The 17,384-nt window shown below is 56.7% G+C and carries 14 protein-coding genes; 10 read left to right on the forward strand and 4 right to left on the reverse strand.

Features of this window, described 5'->3' with window-relative positions:
• Window positions 1-117: 117 nt before the first annotated feature.
• Window positions 118-3,129, forward strand: a complete 3,012-nt coding sequence (locus ACOSDM_RS15360; protein WP_420725427.1) for an ankyrin repeat domain-containing protein — start codon at window positions 118-120, stop codon at window positions 3,127-3,129.
• 52 nt (window positions 3,130-3,181) lie between these two features.
• Here the strand turns inward: ACOSDM_RS15360 and ACOSDM_RS15365 are convergent, their stop codons facing one another.
• Together ACOSDM_RS15365 and ACOSDM_RS15370 are read right to left on the reverse strand one after the other, a co-directional pair.
• Complete coding sequence (locus tag ACOSDM_RS15365) at window positions 3,182-4,339, reverse strand: pyridoxal phosphate-dependent aminotransferase (protein WP_420725428.1); 1,158 nt, start codon at window positions 4,337-4,339, stop codon at window positions 3,182-3,184.
• A gap of 8 nt (window positions 4,340-4,347) precedes the next feature.
• The gene (locus tag ACOSDM_RS15370) at window positions 4,348-6,063 is read right to left on the reverse strand and encodes a gamma-glutamyltransferase (RefSeq protein WP_420725429.1); all 1,716 of its coding nucleotides are present in this window, start codon (window positions 6,061-6,063) and stop codon (window positions 4,348-4,350) included.
• A 107-nt stretch (window positions 6,064-6,170) separates the two neighbouring features.
• On the opposite strand from ACOSDM_RS15370, the gene ACOSDM_RS15375 reads away from it, so the two are divergent.
• The 5 genes from ACOSDM_RS15375 (at window position 6,171) to radC (ending at window position 10,758) form a co-directional block, all read left to right on the forward strand.
• Entirely contained in the window at window positions 6,171-7,460 is a 1,290-nt protein-coding gene (locus ACOSDM_RS15375; protein ID WP_420725430.1) for a M48 family metalloprotease, read from the forward strand.
• Window positions 7,461-7,591: 131 nt separating this feature from the next.
• Window positions 7,592-8,377 (forward strand): DsbA family protein, encoded by a 786-nt coding sequence (locus ACOSDM_RS15380; protein ID WP_420725431.1) that lies wholly within the window; start codon window positions 7,592-7,594, stop codon window positions 8,375-8,377.
• On the forward strand, window positions 8,374-9,108 hold the full coding sequence (gene sfsA / locus ACOSDM_RS15385) for a DNA/RNA nuclease SfsA (RefSeq protein WP_420725432.1): 735 nt from the start codon (window positions 8,374-8,376) through the stop codon (window positions 9,106-9,108). The genes ACOSDM_RS15380 and sfsA overlap by 4 nt, the downstream gene beginning before the upstream one ends.
• Window positions 9,109-9,196: 88 nt before the next feature.
• Window positions 9,197-10,003 (forward strand): type I methionyl aminopeptidase, encoded by an 807-nt coding sequence (gene map, locus ACOSDM_RS15390; protein WP_420725444.1) that lies wholly within the window; start codon window positions 9,197-9,199, stop codon window positions 10,001-10,003.
• A 47-nt stretch (window positions 10,004-10,050) separates the two neighbouring features.
• Window positions 10,051-10,758 carry a RadC family protein gene (gene radC, locus ACOSDM_RS15395; RefSeq protein ID WP_420725433.1) on the forward strand — a complete coding sequence of 236 codons (708 nt, stop codon included), beginning with the start codon at window positions 10,051-10,053 and terminating at the stop codon, window positions 10,756-10,758.
• On the opposite strand, the gene ACOSDM_RS15400 is transcribed toward radC, so the two are convergent.
• The gene (locus tag ACOSDM_RS15400; protein WP_420725434.1) at window positions 10,755-11,672 is read right to left on the reverse strand and encodes a LysR family transcriptional regulator; all 918 of its coding nucleotides are present in this window, start codon (window positions 11,670-11,672) and stop codon (window positions 10,755-10,757) included. The two genes, radC and ACOSDM_RS15400, sit on opposite strands and share 4 nt — an antisense overlap.
• Before the next feature lie 145 nt (window positions 11,673-11,817).
• Here ACOSDM_RS15400 and ACOSDM_RS15405 point away from each other — a divergent pair, with 145 nt between their 5' ends.
• The 3 genes from ACOSDM_RS15405 to ACOSDM_RS15415 all read left to right on the forward strand — a co-directional run bounded on the left by ACOSDM_RS15405 (window position 11,818) and on the right by ACOSDM_RS15415 (window position 15,622).
• Window positions 11,818-12,531: an HAD-IA family hydrolase gene (locus ACOSDM_RS15405; protein WP_420725435.1), complete on the forward strand. Its 714-nt coding sequence runs from the start codon at window positions 11,818-11,820 to the stop codon at window positions 12,529-12,531.
• Between the two features lie 62 nt (window positions 12,532-12,593).
• Window positions 12,594-14,285, forward strand: coding sequence for a GMC family oxidoreductase (locus ACOSDM_RS15410; RefSeq protein ID WP_420725436.1), 1,692 nt, complete (start codon window positions 12,594-12,596; stop codon window positions 14,283-14,285).
• A gap of 119 nt (window positions 14,286-14,404) precedes the next feature.
• Window positions 14,405-15,622 carry a M24 family metallopeptidase gene (locus ACOSDM_RS15415; protein WP_420725437.1) on the forward strand — a complete coding sequence of 406 codons (1,218 nt, stop codon included), beginning with the start codon at window positions 14,405-14,407 and terminating at the stop codon, window positions 15,620-15,622.
• On the opposite strand, the gene ACOSDM_RS15420 is transcribed toward ACOSDM_RS15415, so the two are convergent.
• The gene (locus tag ACOSDM_RS15420) at window positions 15,606-16,790 is read right to left on the reverse strand and encodes an aminotransferase class V-fold PLP-dependent enzyme (protein WP_420725438.1); all 1,185 of its coding nucleotides are present in this window, start codon (window positions 16,788-16,790) and stop codon (window positions 15,606-15,608) included. The genes ACOSDM_RS15415 and ACOSDM_RS15420 overlap by 17 nt on opposite strands.
• Window positions 16,791-17,163: 373 nt before the next feature.
• Between ACOSDM_RS15420 and ACOSDM_RS15425 the strand changes: the two genes are divergently transcribed.
• Window positions 17,164-17,384, forward strand: a 221-nt coding sequence (locus ACOSDM_RS15425; protein WP_420725439.1) for a helix-turn-helix domain-containing protein, incomplete at its 3' end; no start/stop codon positions are given.

The raw sequence follows: 17,384 nt of genomic DNA on the forward strand, positions 1-17,384 counted from the left end.
GTCTCAAACAGGCGGAATTCCGCGCCTGACGTTTGGGGGAATACCCCCTAGATGCTAATACTTGCACCGTTTCCGCCACAACATGTAGGGTATCCCTGAATTTGGCAGGAGTCTGTTTTGACGCTGCCGGACCTATTTATTCGAGGCATGTGGGGCGAAACAGTGGAGCGGACTTTCTGGATACAGGGGCGAACAGGGCGCTATTGGCAGAACCTGGAAAGCCTTGAGAGTGACCAGACCGCTATCATTCGATTGGGCGCGCTGATCAGTCAGGATCGTTATGACGAATTGCGCCTGGTGCAGGCGCAGGTTTCCACAATAACCGGCGACACAACCTATACAAACATTGTGACAGTGCGCGACGGACAGGTTGTTGATTCTCCCATGCTGCGCGCGCAGGCATCCGGAGGCGATCCCGGTCTGTCAGAGGACGATCAGGAGAACGCCAACCGCGATTATGGATCTGAAATTGCAGCCCAACAATTCTCCAGCGAGGAAGATACCTTGGACCCGGCGCAACACCCGCAACTGCGCTTCTGGCCCACACCGAAACCGGAAAACATGCAAGGCCGCCTGGGGCTGGGGGGTGAAAACCGCTGGGTAGGTGATACAGATCACGCGGAAGACTATTTTCCGCAGGACCATCAGGCACAACCGCGCCCCGAAACGAAGTCCAAAGGGCCTGACGAAAATCCTGATCAGGCCGAACCGCAGCGCCCCAAACGGCGCACGGCGAAATTTGTACCGCACACGACGGTGCACAGCGCCACCGCTGCGTCTCAGCCCCCCTTTGACCATGATTTGAATGAGGACCTCAGGGACGAATTGGAAACCATTCGCGAATGGACCTTCCCTGCGGAATTAAGTGAGGATGAGGCCGCAATCGTAGGCGATTACGATCCCCGTGTCGCGTCGATGCAGGACATCCCACCTCCGCTAACTAAGTCCACGCAAAGGACCGCCGCAAAGGGGCGCGCTGAGAAACCAACCCCGACGGCGCAAAAAGAAAAACCGACGCATCTGGCGGCTGATCCGGATCGCAGAGCCAAGGATACAGCGCCCCGACCGGATCGCTTTCGTCTGTTTGGTCGCGAAAAAAGCGCCAGACGCGCGGCCAGCCGAGCAAACCCGTCGCCCAGTGACGCCGGGCGTCGACACTCAGACAATCCTACCGGACGCGTTGCCTTGATGAGTGGTGTCTTTGCGGGGGCCCTGGCCACGGGACTGGCCCTGTCAGCGATTAATCCTGATTTCGCAGGACGCGTCTTTGCCAGTATTTCAGGCCAGGTTGGCGAAATTCTGCCACGGACCAACTTGATTGATGCCATCGCCAATGGCGACCTGCCCACGGTGCGCGCGCGTCTGGCCGAAGGCGTTGATCCCAATAGCTTGGATTCAGAAGGCAATCCAGCCCTGTTGCGCGCGGCGCGGTCGGGCAATCTGGCAGCGGTCAGCCTGCTATTGCAGGCCGGGGCTGATCCCACCCTGCCAACTCAGGATGGACGATCCGTGCTGCATCGTATTGCCGCCGAAGGACGAGGTCAGGCCCTGCAGAGAATGATTGATGCCGGTGCCCCGGTCGATCTGGCCGGTGGCGTTTATGGATGTCTGACGCCCCTATCCGTCGCCGCCGCCAATGGCCGCGTGCGGGCGGCAACCCTTCTTGCAGAGCGGGGGGCCAGCTTTGAGGAACAGCGGGGATGTTCCGTCGGACCGATGGAGATTGCCGCCGCCCATCCGCATGTCTTAGCGCGTCTGGAACAGATGCGTGCAGAGCGGGATGCGCTGCTGCAAATGGCGGGGGCCAATGCAAAATCGGATACCCCGACCCGGTCCGGAACGGCGCTGGTCACGGCGTCGAACGTGCCACAGCAGGCTGACGCGAAACCAAATACGCCCCAGACGGAGCCTGCGGAAAAATCCATTCCAGAAGCCCTGGACAGACAAACGCTTGCATCCTTGGAAGCGCCCCCTGAACTGGAGGCCCCACAAGATAACTTTACCGCCCCGCCTTCCACTAAGGCGCAACCGGGTGAAAATTCGGTCTTCCTGCCCCCCAGCAAGCCCGATTCAAATGTGGAAAAACCGGCAGAACCAGAGCAAACCGCCAGTGCATCGGCGCTGAGCCCCCGCGTCTTTAAAAGCAAACTTAAGACGGCGATTGATTCCGCTGATAAGGGGGCTGTTGTCGCCTTACTGGGATCACCGCCGCCCGGCTTCACCCTGGATGAAGCAAAATTTGCGGTTGAAGACGGTTTTGGTTCTGGCGTGCGCACCGCCTTGGAACAAGCTGCATTGCACGGCCAAACAGATATCGTAAAACTGCTGGCTGACGATGGCGCGTCCATCCCGCCGCGTCTGATCCATCGAATTGTTCAACATTCAGACCGCCCGGAACTGGCAGGCATGTTAAGCACCCTGCTGGAAGAAGGCGCGGACCCGAATGGCATGTCTGATGGCCTGACACCGCTGATGCGCGCCTCGTTGCGCGGGGATCCGCAAACCGCCTATGTCCTGATGGCCTTTGGCGCGGACCCTGCCATGGTTTCTACGGATGGGCGTCTGGCGTCTGATTTTGCCAAGGAATCCGGACGGGCCGATCTGGAAGAACGACTGGTTCTGGCCGCTGCAGAGCCGCAATATCGCAAGTTGATGATGGGGCTCAGCTGGTCAGACACCCTGTCTTCCCTGCGCGACAAAATTGAGGTTTGTAAGGATATTGGCGATGATTTCACCGCCTGCAAGCTGAACATCACAAGCTGGTTGAGCGACGCCAAGGTCATCGTTGCCCAGTTCGACCGCAAGACATCCAATCGTCTGGTCGCATTACAGATCGACAGCCGCCCCTTTTCCACGCCCGAAAATGCGATGGACCGGTTCGAATTTGCCCGCCGCGCCATTCAGGAACGTATTCCAGCCAGCCATGCAGGCTTCCTGACAACGGAAGTCAGCAGCAAAATGAGCCTGTTTCAGTCCTTGCGACCAGAAGTCAATCAAGGACGCTTTTTCAGCTATTGGCCGGATCAGGATCGTCGTCGCCCCGTCTTCGTGCACCTGAAACTGACTGGTCTGGACGACAGCCACGGCTTCTATCGCATCGTGATCGGCAATCCGTTCCGCGCCAGTTAGGGTGGTGCGTGGTTATTCACAGGTCATGTTATGTATTCATGCGACCGTCGTGTCAGCCCTTTGACCAGGCTATAAGCGCCTCTGCAGCGGCGCTCACTTCCTGCGTAGTGCCTGCAAAGGAAAACCGCACCGTACGATTGCCCCGCACGGCATCAAAATCCAATCCAGGCGTGATCGCGACACCGGTTTCTTTCAGGATACGGGCACAGAATTCCACACTGTCATCGGTCCGGTCGCTGACATCCGCATAGATGTAGAATGCCCCATCAGATGGGGCCAGATCTGTAAACCCGGCTTTCGGCAATTCCTGCAACAGCAAGCGCCGATTTTCCGCATAGCGTTCAATATTGGCCTGTAATTCCTCCTGGCAGTCAAAGGCCGCAACGGCGGCAAGCTGACTAAGGGTCGGGGGGGAAATAAACAGGTTCTGCGCCAGGCTTTCCACCGCCCGCAGCAGATCCGGCGGCACAATCAACCATCCAAGCCGCCAGCCTGTCATACAGAAGTATTTTGAAAAACTGTTCACTACAATTGCCGAAGGGTCCAATTTTGCCGCTGTGACGGGCTCCATGCCATAGGAGATCCCGTGATAAATTTCGTCAGACACGACGCGAATACCATTGTCACGACAGCAAGTCAGCAAATCCTGCATTGCCTGTCTGTCCAACATCGTCCCTGTTGGATTTGATGGAGATGCAACGATCAAGCCGTCCAGCGGACCCTCTTCCAGGGCCTTTTCAATCAGGGCCGGGGTTGGCTGAAACCGTTCCTTGGGTCCTGCTGGCAGCATCACTGGATCAATGCCCAGGGCATTTAGAATGTGTCGGTAACAGGGATATCCAGGCTGCGCCAGGGCCACCCGATCACCGGGATCAAAGGCCGACAGAAAGCTTAGGATAAAGCCGCAGGATGAACCCGTCGTCACCACAACCTGAGAGGCGGGAACGGAAACACCATAAAAATCCTGATAGTGCCCGGCAATCGCGGCGCGCAAGTCTGGAATGCCCAAAGCTGTCGTATAGCCAATTCGATCCGTATCCAGCGCCTTATGGGCGGCTGCGATAACGCCTTTTGGGGCAGGCGTTCCGGGTTGGCCGACCTCCAGATGAAAGACCGCGTCCCCCTGCTGTTCCCGCTCCGCTGCGGCGCGCATGACTTCCATCACCATGAAGGCGGGAATATGCCCGCGACTGCCAACTTTTAACACCATCGCGACCCTTAGCCTCCACTCTCATCCGAGAAGGATGAAAGCCCGTAGCCCCGGTTGTCATGCACCACACGGCACAGGGCGGATCGACTGCTGGACCCGGTCACCCCATTTGGACAATGAATTGCAGAGGCCTGACCAGGCCAGGTCAGCCGCGAAACAGGATGGCCTCGTGCCGTCAGGGATGCGGCTAAATCATCGCCCCCTTCCTTTTCCACCAACACGGCATCTGGAACATCAACCGCCAGGAAACGTGGCTCCGATATGGCCGTATCCAAAGGTTTTCCGGCCAAAAGGGTATCAGCCATGATCTGTATCTTGGATGCCGGGGCTAATGGCCCGCCGCCCGTGGCCAGCCCAAACCGAAAGGTTAACGTCCCGGTATTGATGACCATAGCAGGACTCAGGCTAAGAGGATTGCGCCCCCGCAAACCCGGCGCTGCGGCCAGCAGAATACCCGTCCCCGGTGCCACCCGTCCGGTGCCAAACGGGTTATACAGCGTCAGGTCACAGACAACCGCCATCCCGTTGCGATCCACCGCAACAAAACCGGTGCCAGAAATCACCTCCGCCAATTGCCGGCCCTTTGGATCCAGCTCTGCACCGGGTGTTGCACGGGTTGGTGAATAATTCGCCATCAATCCAGCAACGCGATCCGGATCCAGCACATCTTCCAACGGCAGGGTCGATGAATATCCCTCTCCCAGCCAGGTTTTGCGATCTGCGGCGGCCCGCTTCATCACCTCTGCCAGCAGATGCGCGCGTTCTTCCGGCGCCGCATCGGCATAGCGGTCATCGTCAATCAACATACGCCACATCACGCCCAGCATAGGACCAGCAGCAGCCGGTGGTGGGGCCAGATTTAACTCATCATCCCCAAAGGGAACGATCAGCGGCAAACGCCATGTCGGAGTGTAATTGCGCAATTCTTCATATGTTAAACTTCCCCCAGCCTGTTGGACGCCATCCACAATCCGACGGGCCATGGCCCCATTATAAAAGGTACCTGCTCCTCCGGCCCGTATCTGTCCCAACACAGCACCCAATTCGGGTTGGCTGAGTATATCACCTTCCCCGACCAGCCGACCAGACGGGGCGAAAATGGCACGTGCAGCAGGTTCACCATATAACGGCTCAGCAGCCCGCGACATTTCAACCGCAAGCGCCCGGGAAACACGATGCCCCAACCGCGCCATGCGTTCTGCGGGGGAAACGACCCCAGACCAGGGAAACTGACCATAGCGCGCATGCAGGGCAGCCATTCCCCGCACCAGTGTTGGAATGGCAGACGGTCGATCACCCCCGGCACCGGTTCCAGCGGGCGGAATGAAATCAATGACTTCGGTAACGCCAATCGCCCCATCATGCACAATACAAACGCCACCGCCGCCCAGGCTGATCGCAGAAGGATAACTGACCGACAGGGCAAAGCTGATCGCCACGGCCGCATCTGCCGCATTTCCACCAGCAGTCAGAACATCCCGCCCGATCAGGGCCGCATTTGGTTCTTCCGCAACAACACCACCAAAGAAACCGCGAACATAGCCCGCAACGCCATATTCGACATCCGTGGTCCCCGTGCATCCTTGCAAAACCAAAGCGCTGGCAAGCATCGCCGCCACGGTTTTTGGCAATCGCCATTTGAACCTGCTGCGGGAACACACTACGTTAGAAGCGAACGGGGTCGCGGGTGCGGCCATGGACCTTTTGGCTGGAGCATCAAACAAGGATGCAATTCCTCCTTAAAATGCCGCTGGGGCGGCGTCGGGTATCAAACGTCGCAACGCGCGTTTTCCTGTGCTTGGCAATTCTGTTTTCAAGCGTCGCTGGGAGTGTGCCTTTTTCCCCGGCGCATGCGCAAGGCCGAGATATCAGTTTTATCCGCGACACCGAAGTTGAAAACACCATTCGGTTTTATCTGCAACGCATTTTTGAGGCTGCAGGGGTAGATGCCAGTTCGATCCAGATTCATCTGATTAATGACAGCCGTCTGAATGCTTTTGTGGCAGGTGGACAGCGCATTTTTATCAATACGGGTCTTTTAATCACAGCCGATGAGCCCGGCGAGGTAATCGGCGTTCTGGCGCACGAATTGGGCCATATTACTGGCGGACATTTATCAAAATTCAAGGGCACTATCGAGAATGCGCAGGCTGCTGCCATTGCCGGCATGCTGTTGGGACTGGGCGCAGCGCTGGCAACCGGCGATGGGCAGGCCGCTGCGGCAGGGGCCACCTTGGGCCAACAAATCGGGGAACGCAGCTTTCTGTCCTATTCCCGCGCCAACGAGCAGGCGGCAGATCAGGCCGCCATGACCTTTCTGGACGAAGCGGGAATTTCTGCGAAAGGCATGTTGGATTTCATGCATATCCTGCAATCCCAAGACCGCCTATACAGTGCAGGGGCCAATCCCTATACCCGCACACACCCGCTGACCGAAGACCGCATCCTTTTTGTTCAGAACCATGTCGACACCTCCCCCGTCAGTGCCGCAAAGCTGCCCCCGGAATATTTAGCTGTGCATCTGCGTATGCGCGCAAAACTGGAGGCTTATCTGACGCCAAAAGACGCGCTGAGAGATTATCCCGTCAGCGATACCTCTGTTCCCGCTCATTACGCCCGATCCATCGCCTATATGGAATTGTTCAAGCTGGACGAATCCTTGAAGGAGATTGATACGCTGTTGGCGGACAGTCCCAAGGATCCTTTCTTCCTGGAGACCAAAGGCGATATCCTCAGACGGTCGGGAAAACTGGCGGAGGCGACAGAAAGCTATCGCGCCGCCATAGAGATCCTTCCCTGGGCGGCATTGGTTCGAACGACCTTGGGCGAGACCCTGTTGCAGCTTGGCGGTGAGGCGAATGTTCAGGAAGCCCTGGATAACGCCAATATCGCACTGTCGTATGAACCCGACATGATCCGTGCGTGGAACGTCAAAGGGCAGGCCCATCAAAATCGCGGAGAAACCGGAATGGTCCTGCTGACCCAGGCGGAGGTTGCCCATCGAAAAGGCGAGAAAGAACAGGCCAAGGCGCTGGCGACACGGGCGATGGAAGCCTTGCCAAAGGAATCAGCTTCCTGGATTCAGGCGCAAGACATCATCTATCGCGCGGATGATAAATAGCGAATGATCAAAGCTTCGTGACAATGCACAGGTGGGTGACTGAAAGACTTGGCCCAGCCTGCATTTCCAACTAAACCCATGATAAATTAAACCTTATAAACGTGAAGTCTACAGACAGGAATCTTTAGTCAATGATACGACAACCCCTTCATGCGGCAATCGGAAACCCCTATCGCGCGCTGTGTCTTGCGATGCTGGCGCTTGTGACAATGGTCGCCATATCCGTCCCCTCAGCGCGCGCGCAGGATGCGGTTGACCCGGCAGAACGTCAGCGTATCGAAGGCATTGTTCATGATTACCTGATGGCCAATCCAGAAGTAATCCTGGAGGCAATCCGGTCCTTGGAAGAACGGCAACAGGCCGCCAAGGAGCAACAACGCGATAGCATAATTGATCAAGTGGTCCCGACACTGACCGCCAGTCCCTTAACGCCCACTTTCGGCGCGGATGATAGCGATGTCGTGATGGTGGAATTTTTCGACTATCAATGCGGCTATTGCAAACGCCTCCATCCCGGTGTGCAAAAGTTGATGAAAGAAGACCAAAAGCTGAAGGTCATTTTCGCGGAATTGCCCATTCTGGGCCCGGCCTCTTTGGTTGCGTCCCGCGCGGCGCTTGCCTCACAGGAGCAGGGGAAATACCTGGAATTTCATGATGCCATGATGGGTCATCAGGGTCAGCTAAGCGACGAGGTCATCTTTGATATCGCCGATGAAGTGGGCTTGGATGTTGCACAACTGAAAGACGACATGAATGCCCCGAAAGTGATGCAATATCTGGCCATGATCCGCAGTATTTCGGAAAGCCTGGATATTCGCGGAACACCGGCAATGGTGATCGGCAAGAACTTCGTTGGGGGGTATGTCCCCTATGAAAAACTTCAGGAAATTGTCGAACAGGTTCGCGCCGAAGGATGACGCTGCGCTATCCGGAACCCTTGATCGAAGCCCGCCTGATCAAGCGCTACAAACGATTTCTGGCCGATATCGCCTTTCCCGATGGCAGCGAAGGGATCGCCCATTGTGGCAATCCGGGCTCCATGATGGGATTGGCCGATCCCGGCAGCCGGGTGTGGTTATCGCCCAATCGAAACCCGACGGCGAAACTGGCCTGGCGCTGGGAAATTGCGACACAAGTCTGTCCAGACGGTCCCGCAGCTGTAGGCATCAACACCAATCTGGCCAATCGTATCGTTGAATCGGCAATCCGTACCGGCCAGATCAAACCCTTATCGGGCTACAGCGATATGCGCCGCGAGGTCCGCTATGGCAGCCGTAACAGTCGCATTGATCTGTTGCTGGAAGACCAGGAACGGTCCCCCTGTTATGTTGAAATTAAAAGTGTGACATTGCGCCGCCCCGACGGCCCGGACCCGGCAGCGGCGCAATTCCCGGATGCAAAGACCGAACGAGGCGCCAAGCACCTGGCGGAACTGTCTGATATTGTTTCAGAAGGCGCACGCGCCGTGATGCTGTATCTTGTACAACGCAGCGATTGCACCCATTTCAGCCTGGCACAGGATATTGATCCCGCTTATGCCGTGGCCTTTGCGCAAGCAAAGGCTGCAGGGGTTGAAGCATTATGCTATGATTGCATCGTGACGCCAGAGGGCATAAAACTTAACTCTCCTGTACCGCTGCGGGTCTAGCCCCGCGCGTTTTAACAATTTGCGCTGCCGGGATCTGGATTGCTTCCATTTGACCCCGCGCGCAATCAAGCAACGGATCATGACTGACATGCTGTACAATACCGAAGCAGGCCGCATTAAACTGCACGACGCGGCAGATTTTGAATCGATGCGCCAAGCCGGACGTCTGGCCGCGGAAACGCTGGACTTTATCACGCCCTATGTGGTGCCCGGCGTGTCGACTGGCGAACTGGACCGTCTGTGCCATGAATTCATTACAGATAATGGCGCCATTCCGGCCCCGCTGAACTATCGCGGTTTTCCAAAATCGATCTGCACCAGTGTCAATCACGTCGTGTGCCATGGCATACCAGATGACAATAAGAAGCTGATGAATGGTGATATCATCAATATTGATATCACTGTCATTCTGGACGGCTGGCATGGCGATACCAGCCGCATGTTCCCAGTGGGCGACAAGGTGCCGGTCAAGGCCACGAAGCTGATCGATGTCACCTATACATCCATGATGATGGCGATCGAAGCGGTAAAGCCCGGTATGCGCCTGGGCGATATCGGTCATATCATTCAACGCTATGCAGAGGCTCAGCGCTTCTCTGTCGTGCGGGATTTCTGTGGTCATGGATTGGGCCGCGTTTTCCATGATGCCCCCAGCGTGCTGCATTATGGCGAGCCCGATACCGGAATCGAACTGCGACAGGGTATGTTTTTCACCATCGAGCCGATGATCAATGCCGGGAAGTACCCCGTAAAAACCCTGGATGATGGTTGGACGGCTGTTACCAAGGACCGCTCTCTGTCGGCCCAGTTTGAACATTCCATCGGCGTGACCGGCACGGGCGTGGAGATTTTCACGAAATCCCCGAAAGGCTGGGACAAGCCCCCCTACCTGTAAGTCAGACCTTCTGACCGGACCAACGCACAACGCGGGATGCCCCTTCTATGACCGATGATGCTCCCCGGGTGGATAAACCTGAAAAGCCCCACCACCTGGAGCATAGAAAGCGCCTCAGAACTCGCTTTCTGAAGGACATGGGGGCGCATATGGAAGATTATGAACTGCTTGAACTGCTGCTGTGTCAGACCATTCCGCGCCGCGATGTTAAACCCCTGGCAAAATCCCTGATCACGAAGTTTGGCAGCTTTGGCGGTGTCTTGTCGGCGGATACGGCACGATTGGCCGCCGAGCCCGGCCTGGGAGAGACCTCTGTCGTCGGATTAAAGATTGTACAACAGTCCGTCATTCGATTGTTGCGCCAGGAAATTGAAGGCGCGCATGTGCTGTCTTCCTGGCAGGCGGTGGTGGACTATTGCCGCGCTGCGATGGGTCGAGAGAAGGTCGAACAGTTCCGGCTGTTGTTCCTGGACAATCGAAACCGCCTGATGGCAGACGAGGTGCAACAGCGCGGCACCGTGAACCATACGCCGCTATACCCCCGCGAAGTTGTGAAACGTGCCCTGGAATTGGGGGCCAGCGCCCTGATCATGGTGCATAATCACCCGTCCGGCGACCCGACCCCCTCCAAAGCCGATATCGACATGACACGCGATGTGCGCGACGCCCTGTCCAAAGTGGATATTCGACTGCACGACCATATCATCGTTGCCAAATCAGAGTTCCGCAGTCTGAAGACCGACGGTTACATTTAAAGCAGGTTAGCGATATCCAGTTCGGGATACAGGGTGTCCACCGCCCGCATATCCTTATGCAACTCAGTGATAATCCAATCCTGCACCTTCATCACGATTGACCGTGTGGGTTTGTCGCGCAGGCGCAGCATCTGGCATTTCCGATCCGTAATCCGCACTTGATTGCGTTCAGGCACCAATGCCTGTGTGCGCAGCCAATGGGCAACAACATTCAACCAGCCCAAGGCAACCCCTTGGCCCAGCAGGGCTGCCTGGACAACGATGGCATAGTCTGAAAAGACCATTGAATGATCAACTTCCCCCTGCTTGCCCGAGGTAAAGAAACTGGACCAGTCCGGTTGCGCATCGCTGAGATTGATGGTTGAGATTGGAGCCCGCTTGGGGCCCTGCCCGCTGGTCCTATGACTTTCCAAATAAGATGGCGTACAAATCGGGATTAGAATTTCCGGCATGATATAGGCGGCTTCATGCCGGGAATCCGCACCGTCTGCATAGCGCATTCCAAGGTCGACATCATTCACTGTCCCGGCAATGGGACCCATCATCAGATGGAAGCGCAGTTCAACCCCTGGAAAAGCCTCCTTGAACCGGGTCATCCGCGGCATCACCCAATGCGTGGTAAAGGCTGTAGATACAGACAGGGTGACGGTTTCCACCCCACCCCGCCGGTCTTCGATTTCCCGAAGCGCATTTTCGATGCCGGAAAAGCCCCGTGCGATGGCATCGAACAGGATCTGACCCGCCGGCGTCAAATCCACACCCCCGGGGCGGCGCAAGAAAAGGGGGCTGTCCAGATGATCCTCCAACCGGGAGATCATCCGACTGACTGCGGCCGGTGTTACATTCAACTCCTCTGCCGCTTTTGAGAAATTGCCACAGCGACCCGCAGCCTCAAAAGTGAAGAGCCCGTTCATTGAAGGCACTGATCGTCGCAGCTTTGTCATTACATGATGTAATACCGATCAGAACTTTTTTTCAATTGCGAAGAAAGCCGTTCCGCAGTCAGTTTCAAATAAGGCAGCTTTGAATAAGACATTTTACTTACAAGGAAATGAAGCGATGAAAATCACCGATTTTAAAGTGATGACATTTGATGTTATCGGAACCTTAATTGACTTCGAGGCTGGCGTCTTGAATGGCTTCCGCGCGCTTGGGGGAGAAAAAGCAGCCGCCGCGACGGATGACGAGATTTTCGAACCCTATATTCGAGCGCGCAATCAATTCTATGGGCGCTCCTCCGCCGCCATGAAGGATGTCTATCTGGCTGTAGCTAATGAGCTTGGCTTTAAGAATGACGAAACGACGGCGCATGCCTTTCAGGCAGGAATTTTCCATTGGCCCGCTTTTTCAGACTCCGTTGAGGCTTTGGCCCGTCTTCGTAAGAACTTTCGCCTTGTCGCGATGACCAATGGGGATCGGACCGTATTTTCGGGTCATTCCCATACGCTGGGCAATCCATTCCACGACAGCGTTACCTGTGACGACACCGGCTGTACCAAGCCCAACCCGGAGTTCTTTGCCTTTAACAAGGGTCGCCAATCCGCGTTTGGCTACAAACAATCAGAAATTCTGCATGTGGCACAAAGCCAGTATCATGACATCGGGGTATCCATGCAGCTTGGCTACACAACATGCTGGATTGAGCGTCGCCACGACCAGGAAGGCTATGGCGGCACCCCCACCCCCGAAACGTTCACCAAGCCAGACTTACATTTCACCTCACTGAAACAGCTTGCCGACGCAGTGGATGCGGAATTCGCGGCAAAGGCCTGAATTGTCACTGTTAGGCATGTTCTGGCAGCAACGCAGAATCCAATCCATGGGGGATGTTTCGCATGACAGTCGATTATTTGATCCTGGGTGGTGGTTCTGCAGGCTGCGTTTTGGCTGCCAGACTGTCCGAAGACCCGAAACGCACCGTCGTCCTGGTTGAGGCCGGTCGCAGTATCAACCAGGATGACGTCCCACACGATATTCGCAGTCGCTATCCCGGACGGGCCTATCTGGACACCCGCAACATCTGGAACAGCCTGACCGCATTGATGGGCACAAACCGCCCACCACGCAGACCCCGACGTTATGAGCAGGGGAAGATACTCGGCGGTGGCTCTGCCATTAACGCATTGATGGCTAATCGCGGCGCGCCATCGGACTATGATGAATGGGATGCATTAGGGGCGACCGGCTGGACCTGGGAGAATTGCCTACCCTATTTCCGTAAGATCGAGAGCGACCGCGATTTTGATGGCCCGCTGCATGGAAAAGAGGGGCCATTGGCAATCCGGCGGATTACAGATGCGCAGATATCACCCTTTGTCGATCGTGTTATGCAAACCCTGGATCAACAAGGATACCCGATACGACCCGATCAGAACGGACCCTGGCAGGATGGAACTTTTCGCGGGGCCGTCGCCATCAGCGATGCCGGAGATCGACAGCCGACATCCCTGGCTTACCTGACAGCGGAGGTCCGCCGGCGCCCAAACCTGCACATAATCACCGACAGCATCGCCGCGCGTGTTTTGTTTGAAGGCAAGCAAGCGGTTGGGGCACAGATTGTCGGGCACGTGTCGGAGTCAATCTACGCAAAGGAGGTGATCGTCGCATCCGGTGCGATACATTCCCCGGCCTTGCTGATGCGATCCGGTATTGGTCCCACAGACGACCTGAGCGCCCTGAACATCCCTGTCGTTGCGCCCCTCAACGGTGTTGGACGCAATCTTATGGAACATCCGTCCATCGCCCTTGCCGCCTATTTGCCCCGCAAGATGCGCGAAACCAATCCTGGAGAACATCACGAACAATCCGTTTGGCGATTTTCCTCAGGTCTGCCCGGAACACCGCAAGGCGATATGCATGGGGCCATCCTATCCCGGTCCGGCTGGCATTCCGTGGGACATCGGATGGGGGGGCTGTTCTTCTGGGTCAATAAATCCTATTCGCGCGGTCATATGAAAATAACCTCGCAAGATCCCGCAATCGAACCCGTGGTTGATTTCCAGATGTTATCGGATGATCGAGACCTTGATCGTTTAAAGCTCTCCCTGCGCCTGGGCGCACAAGCACTGCTGGACCCCCATATGACCGGATTCCGCGATACTGTTTTCCCGTCCAGTTATTCCCCGCGTGTTGCCAAGATCGCCAGTCCCGGTCTTTGGAACGCCTTGCAGCGGGGTGCCCTGTCTGCATTGTTGGATATCGCTGGGCCTTTGCGCGCGCCCCTGGTTCACAGCACCATCACATTGGGCACCACCCTTCATGCCCTCTTGCAAGACGACGATGCGATGACCGACTTTGTCCGCCGGCATGTCGGTGGCACTTGGCACGCGTCAGGCACATGTCGTATGGGATCGTCTGAGGATCCAATGGCGGTCACATCGGCGTCAGGCCGTGTGCATGGGGTTACTGGGTTGCGGGTCTGCGATGCCTCCCTGATGCCATCGATTCCCTGTGCCAATACCAACATTCCCGTCATCATGATGGCGGAGCGAATTGCTGATTTAACTCAAGCAGAAACCCATGACTAACCTGTTAAATCAAAGACAGGTTTTCGAATCCGCTCATGGCACGATCACAAACCACTTGGCGAGCCTCCCTTCCCATGAAACAAAGCTAGAATATTTCGATAACCACGACAGGGGTTTCTATGTCCGATGACTTGGCGCGTTTGGTAACCTGGCATAATGGGGACAAGACCTACTCCCCCTTTTCTGAGAAAGAGATGCGACGACGCCAGGATGCTGTGCGGGACTGGATGGCAAAGGAAGATGTGGATGCCTGTCTGTTCACATCCTATCACTGCATAAATTATTACGCGGGGTTCCTGTATTGCTATTTCGGGCGCAAGTTCGGCTTTGTCATTGACCACCAAAAGGCCACGTCCATTTCCGCCGGGATCGATGGCGGGCAACCCTATCGCCGCACGGCAGGCGACAACATCACCTATACCGACTGGCGGCGGGACAATTACTATTACGCGATCCAATCCCTGACCAAGGGTATCAAGCGCCTGGGCATTGAATTCGATCACGTCACCTTGGATACCCGCAAGCAGTTGGAAGATGCCCTTCCCGGCGTGGAATTCGTCGATGTGGGCCAACCTTCGATGTGGATGCGCTCCATCAAATCCGCCGAAGAACATGTGCTGATCCGAAAAGGCGCGCAGGTTGCTGATCTGGGCGGGGCCGCCCTGGTCGAGGCCGTGCAGGCCGGTGTGCCAGAGCATGAGATTGCCATCGCTTCAACCAATGCAATGATCCGGGAAATAGCCGCATCCTATCCCTATGTGGAATTGATGGATACCTGGACCTGGTTTCAGTCGGGCATCAACACCGATGGTGCCCACAACCCCGTCACAAATCGCATTGTGGAGTCCGGGGATATCCTGTCCCTGAACTGCTTCCCCATGATCTTTGGCTATTACACAGCCCTGGAACGCACCCTGTTCTGTGAGCAAGCGACCGATGTGGAACTGGACCTGTGGGAAAAGAATTGTGCCGTTCACCGCCGGGGCATTGAATTGATCAAGCCCGGCGCGCGCTGTTGCGATATCGCCGCCGAATTGAACGATATGTATCGCGGCTGGGACCTGCTGCAATACCGGTCTTTTGGCTATGGCCACAGCTTTGGCGTCTTGAGCCACTATTACGGGCGCGAAGCGGGTGTGGAACTGCGCGAGGATATTGATACCACCCTACAGCCCGGCATGGTGGTTTCCATGGAACCAATGATCATGCTGCCAGACCATCTGCCCGGCGCCGGGGGATATCGCGAACATGACATTCTGATCGTGACCGAAACCGGGGCCGAAGATATCACCGGCTTCCCGTTTGGTCCCGAACACAACATTATTTCAAAGCATTAACCGCCGCGATCAGGGCGTCGACCTCTGCCTCTGTATTATACGCATGGGGCGATGCCCGAACCATATTGGGGACCCCGCTGGCGATCAAAGCTTCCCGGGTCAATTGCACATCTGAGACCGAGGTGTTGATCCGATGCTGCAGCCTCAGATGGGTTGAAACCTCTGCCGAGGTCAGCCCCGCCTTGGTGAAGGTCACAATCCCGCTTTTGGCCGTGCCGCGATCATGCAGGGTGACACCGGGGCAATCCGACAGCCCATCGCGCAATCGGGTGGAAAGGGACTGAAGGCGGTCCCAGATCGCCGCCATCCCGATGCTGTGTGCATAATCAAGGGCCACCCCAAGGCCCAGACGCCCCGCGATGTAACTTTCCCAGTTCTCAAACCGCCGTGCAGTCTGGGCGACTTCATAGTGATCAACCCCCGTCCATTTGGCGGCGCGATTGTCCAGAAAGGGTGGGTTCAGGCGCGGAATCCAGTCTTCCCGGACCCATAAGAACCCCGTCCCACGCGGCCCGCGCAAGTATTTCCGCCCAGTCGCAGACAACATGGTGCAGTGGATCTGGCTGACATCGACCGGCATATGCCCGACCGACTGACAGGCATCCAGCAGAAAGGGAATACCATGGCGCTTAGCAATCGCGCCAATCTCTGCAACCGGATTGATCAGCCCGTCATTGGTCGGCATGTGGGAGATACAGATCAGCCGCACCCGGTCATCCAACACTGCTTCCAGCCCGTCTGGATCAACCGTGCCATCCTCCGCATCCGGGGCCAGTACCAGTTCAATACCATAGCGGTCCTGTGCATGGCGAAAGGCAATCATGTTGGAATTATACTCGCTGGATCCCGTCACAACACGGTCGCCAGGCTGCCAGTCAAAAGCATAGAACACTGCGTCCCAGGCCCGCGTCGCATTCTCCAGATAGGCGATTTCGCTGGCCTTGCCGCCAATCAGCCGCGCGGCGCTGTGATACATGGCCTCCATCTTGGGTGCGACCAGGGCGGCTGCCTCATAGCCGCCAACGGTTGCTTCCCGCACCAGATGCCCGGTCAATTCTTCCAGCACCGGGCGCGGCATCAGGCCAGCCCCAGCATTGTTCAAATGCGCCATTCCCCCGCCACAGCCCGGCGTGTCTGCCCGTAATCCATCAACATCAATTTGTGTCATAACCATCCTCCGTCCCCGCATCGTGCGGCGCGTCGCCCCGACGATCAAGGCATCCGCTACAGCAAGTCAAAGGGATCAGCGGAATTTAACTGCATTTGGCCCTGGATACCCGCCTGCGTGGGTAAGACTCATTTGAATTCTCATCCTGAGGAGGCGCGATAGCGCCGTCTCGAAGGATGCGCTGTAAACGCGGTGCTTACAGAGGGCTCCCCCTTCGAGACGCTCCGCTCCTCAGGGTGAGGAGACACTTGCCTAATGCACCGTCACCCCGGACTTGATCCGGGGTCCAGAGCCGCAAGCAGACAGTCGGACGTTTGGCCCTAGATACCAAGGACTCACGAAAGAAGTGCAACACTGCTAGAACGGTGTTGCGATGGGAAATTCATATGATCAGCTCTGTCTTTCGGAGCGTATAGAGATCTGCCGCCTTCATGAAGGCGGTAGATCTCTTCGAGCGATTGCGGCGGCGCTGGGGCGCTCCGCATCGACGGTTTCGCGCGAGATCCGGCGCAACGGGCGGCGCACAAAAGCCTGGCCCGGTGGCTATCAGCCGGAACGCGCCCAGGACCTGGCCGACCGGCGCCGGCGGTGGGA

This window comes from Hwanghaeella sp. LZ110 (assembly GCF_048892525.1).
Taxonomy (GTDB): Bacteria; Pseudomonadota; Alphaproteobacteria; order UBA8366; family Aestuariispiraceae; genus Pacificispira.

Bases quoted from the DNA above. Each gene is read 5' to 3' on its own strand.
- ACOSDM_RS15365 (WP_420725428.1), bottom strand. From the start codon at position 4,339: ATGGTGTTAAAAGTTGGCAGTCGCGGGCATATTCCCGCCTTCATGGTG.
- ACOSDM_RS15380 (WP_420725431.1), top strand. From the start codon at position 7,592: ATGATACGACAACCCCTTCATGCGGCAATCGGAAACCCCTATCGCGCG.
- sfsA (WP_420725432.1), top strand. From the start codon at position 8,374: ATGACGCTGCGCTATCCGGAACCCTTGATCGAAGCCCGCCTGATCAAG.
- map (WP_420725444.1), top strand. From the start codon at position 9,197: ATGCTGTACAATACCGAAGCAGGCCGCATTAAACTGCACGACGCGGCA.
- radC (WP_420725433.1), top strand. From the start codon at position 10,051: ATGACCGATGATGCTCCCCGGGTGGATAAACCTGAAAAGCCCCACCAC.
- ACOSDM_RS15400 (WP_420725434.1), bottom strand. From the start codon at position 11,672: ATGAACGGGCTCTTCACTTTTGAGGCTGCGGGTCGCTGTGGCAATTTC.
- ACOSDM_RS15405 (WP_420725435.1), top strand. From the start codon at position 11,818: ATGAAAATCACCGATTTTAAAGTGATGACATTTGATGTTATCGGAACC.
- ACOSDM_RS15410 (WP_420725436.1), top strand. From the start codon at position 12,594: ATGACAGTCGATTATTTGATCCTGGGTGGTGGTTCTGCAGGCTGCGTT.
- ACOSDM_RS15415 (WP_420725437.1), top strand. From the start codon at position 14,405: ATGTCCGATGACTTGGCGCGTTTGGTAACCTGGCATAATGGGGACAAG.
- ACOSDM_RS15420 (WP_420725438.1), bottom strand. From the start codon at position 16,790: ATGACACAAATTGATGTTGATGGATTACGGGCAGACACGCCGGGCTGT.